The 18,359-nt window shown below is 70.9% G+C and carries 20 protein-coding genes and 1 rRNA gene; 1 reads left to right on the top strand and 20 read right to left on the bottom strand.

The window, feature by feature from the left end; genetic code table 11:
• Nucleotides 1-81: 81 nt before the first annotated feature.
• Nucleotides 82-501, top strand: coding sequence for a GNAT family N-acetyltransferase (locus DEU36_RS11710; RefSeq protein ID WP_120264535.1), 420 nt, complete (start codon nucleotides 82-84; stop codon nucleotides 499-501).
• Between the two features lie 102 nt (nucleotides 502-603).
• On the opposite strand, the gene der is transcribed toward DEU36_RS11710, so the two are convergent.
• The 20 genes from der to rrf all read right to left on the bottom strand — a co-directional run.
• Nucleotides 604-2,130, bottom strand: coding sequence for a ribosome biogenesis GTPase Der (gene der / locus DEU36_RS11705; RefSeq protein WP_120264534.1), 1,527 nt, complete (start codon nucleotides 2,128-2,130; stop codon nucleotides 604-606).
• On the bottom strand, nucleotides 2,130-2,828 hold the full coding sequence (cmk, locus tag DEU36_RS11700; RefSeq protein ID WP_120264533.1) for a (d)CMP kinase: 699 nt from the start codon (nucleotides 2,826-2,828) through the stop codon (nucleotides 2,130-2,132). Before cmk ends, der begins: the two co-directional genes overlap by 1 nt.
• Nucleotides 2,821-3,948 carry a prephenate dehydrogenase gene (locus DEU36_RS11695; protein ID WP_120264532.1) on the bottom strand — a complete coding sequence of 376 codons (1,128 nt, stop codon included), beginning with the start codon at nucleotides 3,946-3,948 and terminating at the stop codon, nucleotides 2,821-2,823. Before DEU36_RS11695 ends, cmk begins: the two co-directional genes overlap by 8 nt.
• Complete coding sequence (locus DEU36_RS11690; protein WP_120264531.1) at nucleotides 3,945-4,721, bottom strand: pseudouridine synthase; 777 nt, start codon at nucleotides 4,719-4,721, stop codon at nucleotides 3,945-3,947. The genes DEU36_RS11695 and DEU36_RS11690 overlap by 4 nt, the downstream gene beginning before the upstream one ends.
• The gene (gene scpB / locus DEU36_RS11685) at nucleotides 4,718-5,311 is read right to left on the bottom strand and encodes an SMC-Scp complex subunit ScpB (protein ID WP_120264530.1); all 594 of its coding nucleotides are present in this window, start codon (nucleotides 5,309-5,311) and stop codon (nucleotides 4,718-4,720) included. The genes DEU36_RS11690 and scpB overlap by 4 nt, the downstream gene beginning before the upstream one ends.
• Complete coding sequence (locus DEU36_RS11680) at nucleotides 5,301-6,149, bottom strand: ScpA family protein (RefSeq protein WP_120264529.1); 849 nt, start codon at nucleotides 6,147-6,149, stop codon at nucleotides 5,301-5,303. Before DEU36_RS11680 ends, scpB begins: the two co-directional genes overlap by 11 nt.
• Nucleotides 6,133-7,017 (bottom strand): ParA family protein, encoded by an 885-nt coding sequence (locus DEU36_RS11675; protein WP_120264528.1) that lies wholly within the window; start codon nucleotides 7,015-7,017, stop codon nucleotides 6,133-6,135. Before DEU36_RS11675 ends, DEU36_RS11680 begins: the two co-directional genes overlap by 17 nt.
• Nucleotides 7,018-7,177: 160 nt before the next feature.
• The gene (locus tag DEU36_RS11670; RefSeq protein ID WP_120264527.1) at nucleotides 7,178-7,819 is read right to left on the bottom strand and encodes a vitamin K epoxide reductase family protein; all 642 of its coding nucleotides are present in this window, start codon (nucleotides 7,817-7,819) and stop codon (nucleotides 7,178-7,180) included.
• Nucleotides 7,820-7,911: 92 nt separating this feature from the next.
• Nucleotides 7,912-8,988 (bottom strand): hypothetical protein, encoded by a 1,077-nt coding sequence (locus DEU36_RS11665; protein ID WP_120264526.1) that lies wholly within the window; start codon nucleotides 8,986-8,988, stop codon nucleotides 7,912-7,914.
• 50 nt (nucleotides 8,989-9,038) lie between these two features.
• Nucleotides 9,039-9,962, bottom strand: coding sequence for a site-specific tyrosine recombinase XerD (xerD, locus tag DEU36_RS11660; protein ID WP_120264525.1), 924 nt, complete (start codon nucleotides 9,960-9,962; stop codon nucleotides 9,039-9,041).
• 5 nt (nucleotides 9,963-9,967) lie between these two features.
• On the bottom strand, nucleotides 9,968-10,534 hold the full coding sequence (locus DEU36_RS11655) for an NUDIX hydrolase (protein ID WP_120264524.1): 567 nt from the start codon (nucleotides 10,532-10,534) through the stop codon (nucleotides 9,968-9,970).
• Nucleotides 10,527-12,221, bottom strand: coding sequence for a CTP synthase (locus tag DEU36_RS11650; RefSeq protein WP_120264523.1), 1,695 nt, complete (start codon nucleotides 12,219-12,221; stop codon nucleotides 10,527-10,529). The genes DEU36_RS11655 and DEU36_RS11650 overlap by 8 nt, the downstream gene beginning before the upstream one ends.
• Nucleotides 12,222-12,239: 18 nt before the next feature.
• The gene (recN, locus tag DEU36_RS11645; protein WP_120264522.1) at nucleotides 12,240-13,931 is read right to left on the bottom strand and encodes a DNA repair protein RecN; all 1,692 of its coding nucleotides are present in this window, start codon (nucleotides 13,929-13,931) and stop codon (nucleotides 12,240-12,242) included.
• A complete protein-coding gene (locus DEU36_RS11640; protein ID WP_120264521.1) occupies nucleotides 13,928-14,863 on the bottom strand; it encodes an NAD kinase in 936 nt (311 codons plus the stop codon). The genes recN and DEU36_RS11640 overlap by 4 nt, the downstream gene beginning before the upstream one ends.
• Nucleotides 14,860-15,666 (bottom strand): TlyA family RNA methyltransferase, encoded by an 807-nt coding sequence (locus DEU36_RS11635; protein ID WP_120264520.1) that lies wholly within the window; start codon nucleotides 15,664-15,666, stop codon nucleotides 14,860-14,862. Before DEU36_RS11635 ends, DEU36_RS11640 begins: the two co-directional genes overlap by 4 nt.
• Nucleotides 15,663-15,872 carry a hypothetical protein gene (locus DEU36_RS11630; protein ID WP_120264519.1) on the bottom strand — a complete coding sequence of 70 codons (210 nt, stop codon included), beginning with the start codon at nucleotides 15,870-15,872 and terminating at the stop codon, nucleotides 15,663-15,665. Before DEU36_RS11630 ends, DEU36_RS11635 begins: the two co-directional genes overlap by 4 nt.
• Nucleotides 15,873-15,892: 20 nt before the next feature.
• The gene (locus tag DEU36_RS11625) at nucleotides 15,893-16,933 is read right to left on the bottom strand and encodes an HAD-IIA family hydrolase (RefSeq protein ID WP_120264518.1); all 1,041 of its coding nucleotides are present in this window, start codon (nucleotides 16,931-16,933) and stop codon (nucleotides 15,893-15,895) included.
• Nucleotides 16,933-17,547 (bottom strand): hypothetical protein, encoded by a 615-nt coding sequence (locus tag DEU36_RS16220; RefSeq protein WP_259455362.1) that lies wholly within the window; start codon nucleotides 17,545-17,547, stop codon nucleotides 16,933-16,935. Before DEU36_RS16220 ends, DEU36_RS11625 begins: the two co-directional genes overlap by 1 nt.
• A 47-nt stretch (nucleotides 17,548-17,594) precedes the next feature.
• On the bottom strand, nucleotides 17,595-18,104 hold the full coding sequence (locus DEU36_RS16215; RefSeq protein WP_220700928.1) for a hypothetical protein: 510 nt from the start codon (nucleotides 18,102-18,104) through the stop codon (nucleotides 17,595-17,597).
• A 169-nt stretch (nucleotides 18,105-18,273) separates the two neighbouring features.
• Nucleotides 18,274-18,359, bottom strand: a 5S ribosomal RNA gene (gene rrf, locus DEU36_RS11615); the annotation flags it as partial.

Genomic DNA, 18,359 nt, shown 5'->3' with positions numbered 1-18,359 from the left:
GACACAGCCGCGGTCCACGGGCTCGTGATTGGCATCGTGTTACCGGCTGGGCGCGACGGGAGGTCGCCGCACAATGGGGACGTGGAGTACGAGATCGATGACGCACCCGCCCGCATCCAGCGCGACCTCGTGTGGCGCTGGCTCTCGTCCCAGGCCTACTGGGACCGGTGGCGCGAACGCCCCGTGCTCGAGTCGCAGCTCGACTCGGCCTGGCGGCTCGTGGGGGCATACCGTGCCGACACCGGCGAGCAGGTCGGCTTCGCCCGCGCGGTCTCGGACGGAGCGAGCTTCGCCTACCTCGCCGATGTCTTCGTCGTCGCCGAGCACCAGGGCGCAGGCATCGCGCGCCGCATCCTGCGACGCATGATCGACGACGGGCCGGGGCACGACTTCCGCTGGACCCTGTTCACGCGCGACGCGCACAGCCTCTACGCCGAGTTCGGCTTCGAGACGCCGGACGAGACGGCGATGGTGCGCCGGGCATCGCCCGCCAAGCGCTGAATCCTCGGCCCTCGGCCCGCGTCGGGCGCTTCACCTGGCAGTCCCCGCCCGCAAAACCGATGCGTGGGGGCGCGGACTGCCAGGTGAAGGCCGCTCAGACGGTCAGCGCTGACGCTTCTCGCGCACCCGCATGTTGGTGACGATCGGCGTGCCCTCGAAGCCGAAGAGCTCGCGCAGCCGGCGCTGGATGAAGCGGCGGTAGCCCGGGTCGAGGAACCCCGTCGTGAACAGCACGAATGTCGGCGGACGGGTCGACGCCTGCGTGCCGAACAGGATGCGGGGCTGCTTGCCGCCGCGCAGCGGGTGCGGGTGCTCGGCGACGAGCTCGGCGAGGAACGCGTTGAACTTGCCCGTGGGGATGCGCTGATCCCACGACTTCAGGGCCGTCTCCAGAGCAGGCACCAGCTTGTCGAGGTGACGGCCGGTGCGCGCCGACAGGTTGACGCGCGGCGCCCAGGTGACGTGCGCGAGATCCTGCTCGATCTCGCGCTCCAGGTAGCGGCGGCGATCGGCGTTGTCCATGTCGGTGTCGTTGAGACGGTCCCACTTGTTGAACGCGAGCACGAGCGCGCGCCCCGACTCGAGCACGAGGTCGATGATGTTGAGGTCCTGCACGCTGATCGACTCGGTCACATCGAGCACGACGACGGCGACCTCGGCCTTCTCGAGCGCCGCCGACGTGCGCAGCGATGCGTAGAAGTCGGCACCCTGCTGCAGGTGCACCCGCCGACGGATGCCGGCGGTGTCGACGAGTCGCCAGAGCTTGCCGCCGAGCTCGACGACCTCGTCGACGGGGTCGCGGGTCGTGCCTGCGAGGTCGTTCACGACGACGCGTTCCTCGCCCGCGGCCTTGTTCAGCAGCGACGACTTGCCGACGTTCGGCCGGCCGAGGATCGCCACGCGACGCGGGCCGCCGAGCTCGTTCTTGGCGACGGCCGAGACCTCGGGAAGCACCTTCATGAGTTCGTCGAGAAGATCCGCGACTCCGCGGCCGTGGATGGCCGAGACGGGGTGCGGCTCGCCGAGGCCCAGGTTCCACAGCGCCGCGGCCTCGGGCTCTTGGCGAGCGTCGTCGATCTTGTTCGCGATGAGGAAGACGGGCTTGTCGGACTTGCGCAGCAGTCGGACGACCGCCTCGTCGGTCGCGGTGGCGCCCACCATCGCGTCGACGACGAACAGCACGACGTCCGCGAGGTCGATGGCGACCTCGGCCTGCGCGGCGACCGAACGGTCGATGCCCCGCGCGTCGGGCTCCCATCCGCCGGTGTCGACGAGCGTGAAGCGGCGGTCGAGCCACTCGGCCTTGTAGCTGACCCGGTCGCGCGTGACGCCGGGGGTGTCTTCCACGACCGCTTCGCGGCGGCCCAGGATGCGGTTCACGAGCGCGGACTTGCCGACGTTCGGTCGGCCCACGATCGCGACGACCGGCAGCGCGGGGAGCACCTCCACGACCTCACCGCCCGCCGTGAAGCCGGCCAGCAGCTCGGTGTCGTCGTCATCGAGCTCGTAGTCGGCGAGCGATGCGCGCAGCGCCGCCGCCCGCTGGTCGGCGAGATGCTCGTCGAGGTTCGCGAGCTTCTCCTCGAGCTGGTCGGGACCGCCCTCGTACTCGTCGTCGGTGGTAGCCATCAGTTCTCTCCTGTCGCGGTGCGCACGACGTCGATGACGGCGTCCACGGTCCGATCGAAGTCCAAATCGGTCGAGTCGACAACCACGACGCCGGGTGCGGCGGTGAGGAAGTCGACGACCTGCGAGTCCGACGCGTCACGGCGGTGGAGCGCCTCGGCGACAGCCGCGGCATCCTCTCCCGTGAGCTCGGCGCTGCGGCGCGCGGCGCGCACCTCGGGGCTGGCGGTCAGCAGGATGCGCACGGGCGCATCGGGGAAGACCACGGTGGTGATGTCGCGCCCCTCGACGATGACGCCGCTCGCGCCGGATGCCGAGACGAGCGCACGGAACAGCACGTTCACGCGCTCGCGCACCTCGGGCACGCGCGCGACGCCGCTGACGGCCGCCGAGACGCGCGGCTCACGGATGTCGTCGGTCACGAAGACATCGCCGACGCGGACCCAGTGGTCGTCGGGATCGAGGGAGATCGCGTAGTCGAAGTCGTCGAGGGCGCGCACGACGGCATCCGCGTCGGCCGTGTCGCCACCGTGCGCGAGCACGTGCCAGGCGAGCGCACGATAGGCGGCGCCGGTGTCGAGGAAGCCGTAGCCGAGCACGCGGGCGACCTGCTTCGACACGCTCGACTTGCCGCTGCCGGCAGGCCCGTCGATCGCGACGGTCACGGGGAACGACTCAGGGGCGGGATGCGACTCAGGCATGGGGGACGCTCGCGATCTTCCAGCCGCGCTTCTCGAGCCCGGCGACGGCTTCGTGGACGGCACTGGGGACGACGCTCAGCTCCGCGAGCCCGAACTGCGCGCCCGGGGAATGCTCGAGGCGGAGGTCCTCGATGTTCACTCCGAGCTCGCCGAGATCGCCGAACAGCCGACCGAGCTGGCCCGCCGTGTCGTCGACGCGCACGACGATCTGCTCGAACCGGCGGTTCTGCCCGTGTTTGCCGGGCAGGCGCTCGACGCCCTCATTGCCGCGGCGGATCGTGTCGGCGAGCGCACGACGAGCACCGGGCGCCGCCGGGTCGCGCAGTGCGTCGGCCACCGCCCGCAGGTCACCGGCCAGGTCGTCGAGCACGGCCACGACGGGCGCGGCGTTGGCGCCGAGGATCTGCACCCACAGTTCGGGGGCGGATGCGGCGATGCGCGTCGTGTCGCGCACGCCCTGGCCCGTCAGGCGCAGCGATCCCTCGGGAGCCGCGACGAAGCGTCCGGCGAGCAGACTCGCGACCAGCTGCGGAACGTGCGAGGTCAGCGCGACGGCCTCGTCGTGCTCGTGCGGGGTCATCTCGAGCGGCATCGCACCCAGATCCAGGGCGAGCCCCTCGACGACGGCGAGGTCGGAAGCGCGCGTCTCGTCGTCGCGGCACACGACCCAGGGCCGTCCGACGAAGATGTCGGCGCGAGCCGAGATCGCCCCGCCCCGCTCACGGCCGGCGAGCGGGTGCGAACCGATGTAATGCGTGAGGTCGACGCCGCGCTTGCGCAGCTCGAGGTAGGGCTCGAGCTTGACGCTCGCGACATCCGTCACGACGACGCCGGGGTGGGAGCGCAGCTCGCGCTCGACGACATCCGCCGTGACATCCGGGGGCACGGCGACCACGACGAGCACGGGGCGGTCATCCGGTGCCGCGAGGCGCCCGGCGCCGTAGTCGACGGCGAGCCGCAGCTGAGCCGGCGAGGCGTCGTCGAGGGCGACGTCGACGCCGAGCAGGCGAAGCGCGTGACCGATGCTCGAGCCGAGCAGGCCCGCGCCGACGATACGCACGGTACCGGCCGTGCGCGCAGCACGGCCGGGGCGCACGGGATCGAGCGAGGAATCGGTCACGGGTTCTCCGGAGAAGTCGGGTGCTCGGGGGCACCGTCGGCGCTGCGCGAGAGCGTCAGCAGCGCACCGCGTTCCACTGTAGTCAACTCTCGGGCGCGTCCCGCCGGGAGGGTTCCCAGGTGGAGCGGCCCGAACTGGCGCCGCACCAGCTCGAGAACCGGATGCCCGACCTCGGCCATCATGCGTCGGACGATGCGGTTGCGCCCCGAGTGCAGCGTGAGCTCCACCAGACTCGTCTCGCCGGAGGTGTCGAGCAGTCGCGCCTTGTCCGCGGCGATGGGACCGTCGTCGAGGTCGACGCCCTTCGTCAAGCGCGCGATCGTCTGCGGCGTCACGCGCCCGCGCACCTTCGCGATATAGACCTTCGTCACCCCGAAGGAGGGGTGGGCGAGGACATGGGCGAGCTCGCCGTCGTTGGTGAGCACGAGCAGACCACTCGTCTCGGCATCCAGGCGGCCCACGTTGTAGAGGCGCTCGTCCCAGTCCTTCGTGAACCGGCGCAGGTCGGCACGGCCCTTCTCGTCCTTCATCGAGCTGACGACACCGGTCGGCTTGTTCAGCATCACGTAGCGCTTCGTCGTGTCGAGCTGCACGGCGGTGCCGTCGACGTCGACGATGTCGACGGTCGGGTCGATCCGGCTGCCGAGCTCGGTCACGGTCGTGCCGTTGACACGAACACGACCCTCGACGATCAGCTGCTCGCACACGCGGCGCGACGCCACCCCCGCGTTGGCGAGGACCTTCTGCAGGCGTACTCCTTCGGCATCCGTCATCGCGTCGCCTCTCCTTCGAAACCGTCGGCGCCGTCGTCGAGCAACGGCGAGATGGGCGGCAGCTCGTCGAGCGAGTTGATGCCGAGATTGACCAGCAGCGCGTCGGTGGTGCCGTACAGGATCGCCCCCGTCTCGGGATCGTGCCCGACCTCCGTCACCAGCCCGCGCGAGAGCAGGGTGCGCACGACCGAGTCGACGTTGACGGCACGGATCGAAGCCACCTGGCTGCGTGACACGGGCTGCTTGTACGCGATGACCGCGAGCGTCTCGAGCGCCGCCTGCGACAGGCGCGAGGGCGCCTGCGTGTTGACGAACTCGCTCACGAGAGCGTCGTGTTCGGCGCGCACGTACATGCGCCAGCCGCCGCCCACCTCGCGCAGCTCGAAGCCGCGACGCGGGCCACCCGCCTCGCCGTCGTAATCGGCGACGAGACCGGCGACCGCCTGACGGACGGCAGCGACGGGCGCGCCGACGGCGGCGGCGAGCGCGACGAGGCTCTGCGGCTCGTCGACGATCAGCAGGATCGCCTCCAGCCGACGCGCGACGTCTGTGATCGGCGTGGCCACGGTCGGTGTCGGGTCATCGGTCATAATCGGCTCCCAGCGTGGCGAGGTTCTCCTCGGACCAACGGTCGGCGGTCCACCGCAGCGTCAGCTCGCCGAGCGGCTCGAGCTGCTCGAACGACAGCGCCGCGTGGCGGTAGAGCTCGAGCACGGCGATGAAGCGGGCCACGACGACGCCGGGCTGCGTGACGCCCGCGATGAGCTCGCGGAAGTTCAGGGTACCCGCGCCGCGGAGCAACGTCACGACGACCGCCGCCTGTTCACGGATCGACACGAGCGGTGCGTGCAGGTGGTCCAGACCCACGACGGGGATCTCCTTCGGCGCGAAGGCGAGCGTAGCGAGCGCCGCGAAGTCGTCGGGGCTCAGCGTCCACACGAGCTCCGGGGCGGCTGCGCGATACTTCTCGTCGAGGCGCGCCGAGCGGGTGTGACGCCGGTCCTCGGCGACGATGCGCTCGGCGAACCAGCCGGCGACCTGTTTGAACGCGCGGTACTGCAGCAGCCGGGCGAACAGCAGGTCGCGCGCCTCGAGCAGCGCGACCGACTCGGCGTCGATGAGCTCGCCCTGCGGCAGGAGGCCGGCGACCTTCATGTCGAGCAGCGTCGCGGCGACCACCAGGAACTCCGAGGCGGCGTCGAGCTCCTCGGGCTCCAGCCCGCGCAGGTAGCCGATGAACTCGTCGGTGACCTTGCTCAGCGAGACTTCGGTGATGTCGAGCTCGTGCTTGCCGATGAGGTTGAGGAGCAGGTCGAACGGCCCGTCGAAGTTCGTCAGCGAGACCCGGAAGCCGGGACCGCTCGGATCGCCCGCGTCGGGCTCGGCCGGCTCGGCGGCATCGGCGAGCCCGTCAGGCGACGGCGCCACGGGCGACGAGCTCCCGCGCGAGACGCAGGTAGGCCTGCGCGGCCTGATGCTCCGGCGCGAACGTGATGATCGGCACTCCCGCGACCGACGCGTCGGGGAACTTCACGGTGCGCCCGATGACGGTCTCGAGCACGTCGTCGCCGAAGGCCTCCACGACGCGCTCGAGCACCTCGCGCGAATGCAGCGTGCGCGGGTCGTACATCGTCGCGAGGACGCCGTCGAGCTCGATGGACGGGTTGAGCCGGTCGCGCACCTTCTCGATCGTCTCGATCAGCAGTGCGACACCGCGCAACGCGAAGAACTCGCACTCGAGCGGGATGAGGACGCCGTGGCTCGCCGTCAGCGCATTGACCGTGAGCAGCCCGAGCGAGGGCTGGCAGTCGATGAGGATGACGTCGTACTCGGCCGAGACGCCGCGCAGCACGCGCGCCAGGATCGTCTCGCGGGCGACCTCGTTGACGAGGTGCACCTCGGCCGCCGAGAGATCGATGTTCGCGGGGATGACGTCGAGACCCGGTACCGAGGTCGGCACGATGACCTCGTGGGCGTCGCGCTTGGTGTCGAGCAGCAGGTCGTAGATCGTCGGGACGTCGTGCGTGGCGATGCCCAGGCCCGCCGACAGCGCGCCCTGCGGGTCGAAGTCGACGGCGAGAACCTTGCGTCCGTACTCGGCGAGGGATGCGGCGAGGTTGATCGTCGTCGTGGTCTTGCCGACGCCGCCCTTCTGGTTGCACAGGGCGATGATGCGCGCGGGGCCGTGACCGTCGAGCTTCGGCGGGGTCGGGAAACCTCGGTATGGCCGACCGGTGGGTCCGATCGGGGTGTCCTCCGTGGGGGCCTTCCCGGCCTTCCGCGACTTGTCCGTCACCGAGACTCCTGCTTTCCGTAGCGTGCGATCGATTCTCGCACAGGCACCCGGCGCGAGCCGATACGTTCGTCGGACGCGCGGGGCGGAAGTTCCCTCGACGGGCGCCGGAAGCGACACCAGCACCGAGGTTCCGACGAATGTATCGCCCCGGGCCGAGGACTCAGAGGCTGCCGAGGACGTCGAGCCGCACCTGCGCGGCCACCGCGATGACGAGGTAGTCGGTCACGACGACGAGCGGGGTCCACGACAGCAGCAGCGCCCCGACGCGCTGCGGCGCGCTCCCCCAGACTCCCTCGCGCAGCGTCCAGCCGATGGTCGCCCAGAAGAGCGGGATCGTCACGAGCCACACGACCATGCACCACGGGCACAGCGAGCCGTACTCGAACACGCTGCGGTAGGCGAAGACGTGGACGAGCACGAACGCCGCCGCGACGAAGCCGGCGTACACCCGCCAGTACCAGGGACGAAGCCCGGCCGGCGCGGCAAGGGCCGAGACCCCCGCGAAGACCGCCCCCGGGAAGAGCACGATCCCGATGATGGAGTTGCTGAATCCGAGCAGGTTCCCGCCGGGGCTCAACAGGTTGGGCCCGCAGGTGACGACGGGGCTGATGTCGCACGAGATCATGGCCTCGCCGCCCGTCAGCTGCCCGATGTACTCGTGGTAGAGCAGGAACGACACGACCCACCCCGCGATGCCGACGACGATCCAGACGACGGCGAGCGCGGGACCGGGCCGGATGTCGCGTGCCGATGCTGCGGCGTCGTCGGATGCTGCGGCGTCGACGGATGCTGTGGTGGGCATGAGGTCAGCCTGCGGTGTTCGCCCCGTGGTCGGGGCTGCCCCGTGCCAGGAAAAACCGACGCGATTGGATGCCGCGAAGACCGGTCTCAGCCTCAGCGCCAGGTCGCCGTGAGCAGACCGGCGACGACCCCGAAGACGAGGGGCAGCAGGCAGCCGATGGCCGCGGGGCGACCGACCGCGGGCCGGGTGAACAGGTGTGCTCGCGTCTCGGCCCGTTCCGCGTCGGTGCTGCGCAGCGCCCCGCCCGGCGACGGCTCCGGATGAGGGTCCGCGGCTTCCTCGATACGCGCGGCAACCGCGAGCAGGTCCTCGGTCCAGCGCCAGAACGGGGCGGTCCACCGCGGCAGCGCGCCGCGCGAGAGGAAGTACACGTGGCGTCCGGCGGTCTCGACGTCCACATCGGGCGCCACCGCCGCCAGGCCGGCGCGCACGGACGGCGTGAGCATCCGTCGGACACCGTCGCCATCCGCGGGCGCACACCAGACGCCGAAGTGCTCGTCGAACCCGCCACCGATCTCGATCCGCTCCTGGCCTTCGGGCGGCCGCCAGGACGGCGCGCCCGGCGCGTGCACCGCCACCAGGCTCGCCCGCGGCAGCTCGGTCGCGATGCCGACGCGGAGGTACGTCAGTGAGCGCGGCATCCGGTAGCGGCCGATCCACGTGTCGAACGCGTAGTCCGCCGAGCGGAACGGGCGCGGCTCGCTCCCCGTCACGACCGCGGTCGCCATCCGGCGCTTGCCGAGGCCGAAGACGGTCGCGCTCTCCGGCGGGTCGTCCTCGCGGTGGCGCAGGTCGAGCCGGTTCGCTGTCGCGAACCGTTCCAGACGGTACAACGCGGCGTCCGCCTCCTGCCGGGCGCGACGCATCCCGTCGAAGCGACTCACCGCGAGTGGCAGCACCATCACCGCCGCGATCACGATGGTCGCCCACGACAGGCCCGAGCCGCCCGCGATCGATTGGACGGAGAGGACGAAGAGCAACGCGAGCACGCCCGCCCCGAGCACCAGCACCGCCGAGACGAACATCGCCCGCGCGGCGACCATCCGTGAGGCGCCCCGCCCCGCTTCGCCACGGAGCCCCGCTTCCCCGGGCTCGGGGAGCGGCGCCGTGAGCGCCTCGGCGCCGAACGGCGTGGCTCCGGCGTCGTCCCGGGATGCGCCGCTGCTCATGTTCCCATCCTGCCGTGCCGGGGCTGCGGGGCCGTTCGCCCGCGCGCGTCTCAGCGCGCGCGGGGATGAGAGGTCGCGTAGATCTCTCGCAGCGCGTCGACCGTGACGTGCGTGTAGATCTGGGTCGTCGCCACCGAGGCGTGCCCGAGCAGTTCCTGTACGACACGCACGTCGGCTCCGCCTTGCAGCAGGTGCGTCGCGAACGAATGCCGGAGGGTGTGCGGTGACACATGGGCCGCCAGCTCAGCGCGCTCGGCCGCCTGCTGGATGATCAGCCACGCGCTCTGCCGCGACAGCGGAGCACCGCGCACCCCGAGGAACAGCCGGGGCGTCGCCCGTCCGCGCCGGGAGAGCTCCGGCCGCGCCCGCGCGAGGTAGGCCTCGACCGCGGCACGAGCGTACGAGCCGACCGGCACGATCCGCTCCTTCGCACCCTTGCCTCGAACGCGCAGCACGTCGCCGAGGGCGAGGTCGTCGACATCCAGCTGCACGATCTCCGACACCCGAGCGCCGGTCGCGTACAGCAGCTCGAGCAGCGCTCGATCCCTCAACGCGGCGAGGTCGGTCGCCGCGACATCGCCCGGCGTGGGGCCTGCGGCGTCGAGCAGCCGTTCGACCTGATCGATCGTCAGCGCCTTCGGGAGGCGCCGCGGCGTCTTGGGCGGGCGCAGCCGCTGCGTCGGGTCCGCGTCGACGATGCCTTCGCGGGCCAGGAAGCGGTGCAGTCCCCGCAGCGACGACTGCAGCCGCGCCAGCGACGTCGCCGCCGGCGGCGGGTCGGCGGACGCCGCTTCTTCCGCGAACCGCGTCACGACCTCCGCCGTGATCTCCGACGTCTCGTCGATGCCCTGCCCGTCGAGCCACACGGTGTACGCGTCGAGGTCGCGGCGATAGGCCGCGACGGTGTGCGCCGACAGTCCGCGTTCGACCGAGATGTGTCGCAGGTACGCCGCGACGGCGCGGTCGAGCCGCACGTCCGTCAGCCCCGACGCAGCCGTTCGGCCGCCGCGAGCACGCCCGTCGCCAGGATGCCGTTGCGGAACCGTCCCGCGAGCACGCCGTCGACGACCTCCGTCAACGGCACGCGTTCGACGCGCATGTCGGCCTCCTCGTCCTCGCGCTCGTAAGCGCTCGGTGCCGGACGGAGTCCGCGGGCGAGGAAGACGTGGATGATCTCGTCGTTGCCCCCGGGCGTCGTGAAGATGCTGACGAGCGGCTCGAGCGACTCGGCCACCAGGTCGACCTCTTCGGCGAGTTCGCGCCGGGCGGTCTCGATCGGCGGTTCGCCGGCGACGTCGAGCAGCCCGGCGGGGATCTCCCAGTCGCGGTGACGGATCGGATGCCGGTACTGCTGGATCAGCACCACGCGCTCCTCGTCGTCGATCGCGACGACGGCCGCAGCCCCGGGGTGGTCGACGAACTGGCGGGTGATCTCGCCGTCGCCGAAACGCACCGTCTCACTCCGCACGTCCCAGACGTGTCCGGAGTAGACGAGCTCGCTCGAGACGACCTCGGGCTCGACGGGTTCGTCGCGCAGCTCAGGCATCCTCGACCTCGAACAGCTCGCTCGCGCGGTGCCGGTCGAGGGCGGCGGCGACCAGCCCGCGGAAGAGCGGGTTCGCCTCGGTCGGGCGCGACCGCAGCTCGGGGTGGGCCTGCGTCGCGATGTAGTACGGGTGCACGTCACGCGGCAGCTCGACGTACTCGACGAGGTTGCGGTCGGGTGACAGGCCCGAGAAGACCAGTCCGGCCTCGGCGATCTGGTCGCGGTACCGGTTGTTCACCTCGTAGCGGTGGCGGTGGCGCTCGGAGGCCTTCGTGGCTCCGTACACCTCGGCCGCGAGCGAGCCCTCGGCGAGGTCGGCCTCGTACAGGCCCAGGCGCATCGTGCCGCCGAGGTCGCCGCCGGCGATGATGTCGACCTGCTCGGCCATCGTCGCGATGACCGGGAACTCGGTCTCCGGGTCGAACTCGCTCGAGGACGCACCCGACAGGCCCGCCATGTTGCGCGCGTACTCGATGACCATGCACTGCAGGCCCAGGCAGATGCCCAGCGTGGGGATGCCCTGTTCGCGCGCGAACTTCAGTGCGCCGAGCTTGCCCTCGATGCCGCGGATGCCGAAGCCGCCGGGCACGACGATGCCGTCGATGCTCGCGAGAGCCTTCTCGGCCCCCTCCGGCGTCTCGCACAGGTCGGAAGGGATCCAGGTGACGTTGACCTTGGTCTCCTGCGCGAAGCCGCCGGCCTTGAGGGCTTCGGTGACCGACAGATATGCGTCGGGCAGGTCGATGTACTTTCCGACGAGGCCGATCGTGACCTCGTGCTTGGGGTTGTGGACGGCGTCGAGGACCTTGCTCCACCGCGTCCAGTCGACGTCGTCGGCCTTCTCGGCGAGCCCGAGTCGGCGCGTGATGTAGGCGTCGAGGCCCTGGTCGTTGAGGGTCGAGGGGATGTCGTAGATGCTCGGCAGGTCGACGGTGTTCACGACGCCCTCGACGTCAACGTCGCACATGAGCGCGATCTTGTTGCGGTTGCTCTCGCTGACGGGGCGGTCGCTGCGCAGCACGAGGGCGTCGGGCTGGATGCCGACCTGGCGGAGGGCTGCGACCGAGTGCTGCGTCGGCTTCGTCTTCTGCTCGCCCGAGGCGCCCATGAACGGCACGAGCGAGACGTGCACGAAGAACACGTTGTCGCGGCCGAGCTCGTGACGCAGCTGGCGGGCGGCTTCGAGGAAGGGCTGCGACTCGATGTCGCCGACGGTGCCGCCGACCTCGGTGATGATGACGTCCGGGCGGGGTTCCTCGGTCGCCTGCAGCCGCATCCGGCGCTTGATCTCGTCGGTGATGTGCGGGATGACCTGGACGGTGTCGCCGAGGTACTCGCCGCGGCGCTCCTTGGCGATGACCTGCGAGTAGATCTGCCCGGTCGTGACGTTGGCCGCCTGCGTGAGCTCGATGTCGAGGAAGCGCTCGTAGTGCCCGATGTCGAGGTCGGTCTCGGCGCCGTCGTCGGTGACGAAGACCTCACCGTGCTGGAAGGGGTTCATCGTGCCCGGGTCGACGTTCAGATACGGGTCGAGCTTCTGCATCACGACGCGGAGACCGCGTGCGGTGAGGAGGTTGCCGAGACTCGCGGCGGTCAGTCCCTTACCGAGAGAAGAGACCACACCACCGGTCACGAAGATCTGCTTGGTGGTGTTCTGGGAAGAGGCCGCGCGATGAGTGTCCGTCACGGGCTTCTATTCTATCAGTCAGGAACGCGACAGGTTCAGCAGTTCTCGGGCGTGCTCGATCGCGGCCCCCGAATCCGGCAGCCCGGACAGCAGACGAGCCATCTCGGCCTCGCGGTCGCCGCCGTCCAGACGCCGCACACTCGAGGCCGTCACCGAGCCGTCGTTCGACTTCACGACGGTCAGGTGGTTGGTCGCGAAGGCCGCGACCTGCGCGAGGTGCGTCACGACGATCACCTGGCTGGTCTCGGCGAGCCGTGCGAGCCGTCGACCCACCTCGATCGCGGCGGCACCGCCGATGCCGGCATCCACTTCGTCGAACACGAAGGTCGGCACGGGGTCGGTTCCCGCGATCACGACCTCGATCGCGAGCATGACACGGCTGAGCTCACCGCCCGAGGCTCCCTTCGCGACCGGCCGGGGGTCGGCGCCGGGGTGCGGCGCCAGCAGGATCGTCACGTCGTCACGACCCGACACCGACGCAGTGCCGGGCTCGACGGTGACGAGCAGTCGCGCGTCGGGCAGGGCGAGCTCGCGGAGTTCCGCCGTCACCGCCTCGCCGAGGCGCTCCGCGGCGGCGGTACGGGCTGCGGTGAGCTCCGCGGCTGCGGCATCCAGCGCTTCGCCGAGCTCGTCGCGTTCAGCCCGCAGTCTCTCGATGCGGTCGCCGTCGTCGTCGAGCTCCATGAGTCGCGCGGACCCGCTCTCGAGCAGCGCGAGCGCCTCGTCGAGAGTGCCGTGCGCGCGCAGCAGGCCGTTCAGCGCCGCGCGCCGCTCCTCGACGGCCGCGAGCTCCTGCGGCCCGCTCTCGTCGAGATCGGCGAGGTACGCGCTCAGTCCCGTCACGAGATCGGCGGCGCGGTAACCGAGGTCGGCCAGGGGCTCGACGAACGCGGCGAGCGCCGCATCGCTCGCCGCGGAGCGCTCGATGGCGCGCCGGGCCTCGGCGAGGAGCGACACCGCGTCGGGGAGCTCATCGTCGTTCGAGAGCGCATCGTGTGCCGTGGCTGCGGCGGCACGCAGCTCTTCGACGTTCGCCAGCTTCTCCGCGCGTTCGGCGAGCGCCGCATCCTCGCCCGGCTGCGGCGCGACGGCCTCGATGTCGGCGATGCGGGCGCGTAGATCGTCCGCCTCTCGTCGGCGCGCATCGCGATCGGCGTCGAGCTGAGTCAGTTCGGCATCGACGGCACGCCAGGCCTCGAACGCCGCGCGGTAGCGATCGCGCACCGCGGTGATCTCCGGCCCGCCGAAGCGGTCGAGCGCGTCGCGCTGCGCGGCGGCGGACTTGAGGCGCAGCTGGTCGGACTGTCCGTGCACGACGATGAGCTGCTCGGCGAGCTCGGCGAGCACCGCCGCGGGTGCCGGACGGCCTCCGACGCTCGCGCGCGAGCGCCCCTCGCTCGACAGCACACGGCCCAGATACAGCTCGGAGCGGCCCCCGCCGATCGGTTCGACGTCTCCTCCGGCCTCGCGCACCCGCTCGGCGACGGGCCCGCTCTCGTCGACGATCCAGACGCCGTCGACGGATGCCTGCGGCGCACCGGCGCGCACGGCTCCCGAGTCGGCGCGTTGCCCGAGCAGCAGTCCGAGCCCGGTGACGACCATGGTCTTGCCCGCACCCGTCTCACCCGTGATCGCGGTGAACCCGGGGCCTATCGGCAAGGTCGCCTCGGCGATCACGCCGAGGCCGCGCAGACGCATCTCCTCGATCACGTCGCACTCTCCTGCTGCTCGAGACTCGGACCGCGCCAGCCCACCACCGGCAACCGGAACTTGCGGACGAGCCGGTCGGTGAAGGCGGCCGGATGCAGTCGGGCCAGGCGCACAGGGGTCTTCGAACGGCGCACCACGACCCGGGCGCCCGGCGGGAGTTCCTGCGAGCGGCGGCCATCCGCCCACAGGATGCCGGTGCCGTTCGTGCCCGCGCCGACCTCGATCGCCACGGATGCCTCGGGGCTGATCACCAGCGGACGGGCGAAGAGCGCATGGGCCGAGAGCGGCACGACGGCCACCGCTTCGACGTCCGGCCAGATCACGGGGCCGCCGGCGGAGAAGTTGTACGCGGTCGATCCGGTCGGTGTCGCGATGACGACGCCGTCGCAGCCGAAGGCCGAGAGCGGACGCCGGTCGACCTCGAGGACGACCTCGAGCATCCGTTCGCGGCTGGCCTTCTCGACCGTCGCCTCGTTCAGCGCCCAGGTCTCGTACACGACAGCGCCGGAACCGTCTTTCACCCGGACCGAGAGCGCCATGCGCTCTTCGACGTCGTAGTCGCGGTCGATGACCCGCCGGACGGCGTCGTCCATGTCGTCGGCCTCGATCTCGGCGAGGAAGCCGACGTGGCCCATGTTGATGCCGAGGACGGGCGCGGTCCCGCCTCGGACGAGGTCGACGGCGCGCAGGATCGTGCCGTCGCCGCCCAGGACGATCGCGAGCTCGAGATCGGCGACCGTGACCTCCTGATCCAGTGTGGCGACGCCGGGCAGCTCACCGAGCGCCTCGACGAGTTCGGCGCGGTCGTCTGCGGCGAGCACGGGCCGCGCCCCGGCACCGGACAGCGCGTTGAGGACGCGTTGCGCCGCGGCGACGGTGTCGGGACGGCGCGCGTGAGCGACGACGAGGATGTTGCGCATCGCGTCGGTCATCGGGCTCCCGCCAGTTCGTCCACCGTGTGTATCCATTGTGTCGGATTGCCCGCGTCACCAGCGCGGATGCACAGGTGCACGACGTATTCCTGATTGCCGTGCGTTCCCACGAGCGGCGATGCGATGACACCGTGCGTGGCGAGCCCCGCGTCCCACGCCGACCACAGCACGCCCATCACAGCATCCGCTCGGAGGGCCGGATCGGTCACCAGCCCGCCTTTGACGGCGGTCCGACCGACCTCGAACTGCGGCTTGACGAGCAGGACGACATCGGTCGCCGGATCGCACACCGAGACGACGGCGGGAAGGACATGCTCCAGCGAGATGAACGAGAGGTCGCCGGTGATGATCTCCGGCTGGAACGGGGCGCCCGCCATACCGGCCAGCGCCTCGGGCGAGAGGTCGCGCACGTTGAAGCCCTCGACGACGAGCACGTCGGGGTCTGCGGCGATGCTCGGCGCGAGCTGCCCGTGTCCGACGTCGACGGCGACGACGGGGCGGGCGCCGCGCTCGCGCAGCACCTGCGTGAAGCCCCCGGTCGAGGCGCCCATGTCGAGGGCGCTCCGATCCGCGACGTGGATGCCGAACGCGTCGAGCCCGGCGATCAGCTTGTGCGCCGCGCGGCTGACGTAGTGGTCGGCCCCGGCGACGGCGATGGTGGCGTCATCCGCCACGGGGTGGGACGCCTTCACGACGGTGAGTCCGTCCACCGACACGAGCCCCTCGGCGATCAGGGTCGCGGCGTGGCTGCGCGAGCGTGCGAGTCCGCGTGCCGCCAGCGCCGAATCGAGACGCGTGCTCACGCGGCGCCGGTGGGACCGGAGTCGAGGCGACGCGCCAGCTCGTCATGCAGGGCCGCATACGACGCGGCCCGCTCGCTCAACGGCTGATCCTCGATGACGTCGAGCGACGACAGCAGGTCGTCACGCCATTGCTCAGCGAGGCCCTGCGTCGCGCTGTCCGCGGTGGCGGCGTCGCGCTCACCCGGGTCGGCACCATCCATCGACATGGTTCCCACGATACGCGGGGTCAGGGACGGTGGAACGGATCCGCGTAGAGACGCTCCGGCACCCGGAATCCGTAGATCGCACGGCCGGTCGCCCAGATCGCGGCGGCACCCGCACGCACGAGGTCGATCGGGCGGTCGCCTTCAGACTCGATGACGATGTCGGCGCCGTCGATGCGCACGGATGCGGCGCCGACCGTGGTCACGTCGCCCTTCGTCCTGACCTCGGGGTAGGGCTCGTGCAGCTCACGCAGGTCGCCGACGATGTAGGTCGGCCGGGCGTTGGCGGGGGCCGCGAGCACGTGCTTGGGCCGATCGATACCCGTCAGCACGAGCACCGAGCGGATTCCGGCTGCCTGCGCACCGGCGATGTCCGTGTCGAGGCGGTCGCCGATGAACAGGGGCTGCGCGGCCCCGAAGCGGGCGACGGCCTCGTCGAAGATCGGACGCTCGGGCTTGCCGGCGACGGTCGCGAGTCGGCCGACCGCCGTGTGCACGGCCGAGACGAGGGTGCCGTTTCCCGGCGCGATCCCCCGCGCCTGCGGAATGGTCCAGTCGGTGTTGGTGGCGATCCAGGGGATCCCGCCTTCATCCTCCGGGGTGGCCAACGCGTAGGCGGCCTCGGCGAGCTGCGCCCAGCCGACGTCGGGTGCGAACCCCTGAACGACGGCCGCGGGGTTGTCGTCGGCCGAACGGGTGGGCACATAGCCAGCTTTCTCGAGCTCGTGGACGAGCCCGTCACCGCCGACGACGAGAATCGTCGCGCCGACGGCAACGCGTTCACGCAGCAGGCGCATGGCAGCCTGAGGGCTCGTGATCACGTCTTCGGGTCGGGTGGACGTCAGCCCGAGCTCGCGCAGGTGTTCGGCGACGACCGAGTCCCGTCGGGATGCGTTGTTGGTGATGTATCCGAGCCGGCGCGACGCACCCGCGCGGTTCAAGCTCTCGATGGCATGCGGGAGCGCACCCGGCCCGGCATAGACGACGCCGTCGAGGTCGGCGAGGACCGCATCCACGCCGTCGAGCGGCGTCGCCGTCGTCGATGAGCGGGAGAACAGCCCCATCAGTCGCGCTCCTCCGTCTTGGCTTCCGCCGGCGCCTCGCTTTCGAGCGCCGCGGTCTCATCGATGTCGTCGACCACGATCAGCTCGCGGTCGGCGTCGGTCGCGCCGAGTGCCTCCTCGGCGACGACGGCCCGACGCTGCCAGAGTGCGGCTTCGTCGGAACGCCCCAGGTCCTCGAGCACAGCCGCCCGGGCCGCGAACAGAGCGGGGCTCCACGAGAAGGCGCGGTCAGGGTCGAGCTCGGGGATGTCGAGTTCCTGCAGCGCGCGCTCGGTCTCGCCGAGGTCGAGGCGGGCACCCGACATCGCGATCGCGAGCTCGACGCGGACCTCGATGGGAAGGGTGGACCGGTCGACGGCGCGGCCGACCTCGAGCGCCCGGTCGGGACGGCCGACTCCGCGCTCGCTGTCGACCATCATGGCGATCTGGTCGTCGCTTCCGGAGATGCGGCGGTAGGTGCGCAGTTCACGCAGCGCGAGGGCGTAGTCGCCCGTCGCATAGGCGGTGATCGCCACCGTCTCACGCACGACTCCGACGCGACCGGCCCGGCGCGATGCCGCGAGAGCGTGCTCGTGCGCGAGCTCGGGGTCGTCGTCGATCAGCTGCGCGACCATGGCGAGGTGACGGGCGACCTGCTCCGCGTTCTCCTTGCTCAGGGTCTTCAGTTCGTTGCGCGCGGCGCCCGGCAGGTCACGAGCCGTGACGGTTTCGGGGATCTCCGGGCCGCGCGGGATGTCGCGACGCTCGGAACCCTGCGGCGGACGCGACGCACGTGCCCCGTCGCGGTCATCCCGACGCGGGCGCGCGTCGCCGTCGCGGCGCGGGTACGACGGACGGTCACCATCGCGACGAGGGTAAGAAGGACGGTCACCATCACGACGCTGGTACGACGGCCGATCACCATCACGACGCGGACGGGAATCACCATCACGACGCTGGTACGACGGGCGGTCACCATCACGACGCGGGTACGACGGACGATCACCATCGCGACGCGGACGGGAATCACCATCGCGCTGCGGACGGGAATCAGCATCATGACGCTGGTACGACGGACGATCACCATCGCGACGCGGACGGGAATCACCATCGCGCTGCGGACGGGAATCACCGTCGCGACGAGGACGACCGTCTCCGGCGCCATCCCGACGCGGGCGATCGTCATTGGCACGCGGCGGACGGGAGTCGCCGTCGCGAGATGGACGCCGCGCACCGGAATCCGCAGCAGAGTAGCGGGGCTTACGCTCCGATCGCGGGCGGTCTTCTTCAGTCACGACGTTCCTTTCGTCCCGGAAACGAGAAAAGGCCACCCAACATTGGGTGGCCTTTTCACGAAAGAAGTCCGGCGGTGTCCTACTCTCCCACAGGGTCCCCCCTGCAGTACCATCGGCGCTGTGAGGCTTAGCTTCCGGGTTCGGAATGTAAC

This window comes from Microbacterium sp. AG238, from assembly GCF_003610405.1.
Classification (GTDB): Bacteria; Actinomycetota; Actinomycetes; order Actinomycetales; family Microbacteriaceae; genus Microbacterium.
Note: the sequence above shows the minus strand (reverse complement) of the source record. Positions and strands in the feature narration are given on the sequence as shown.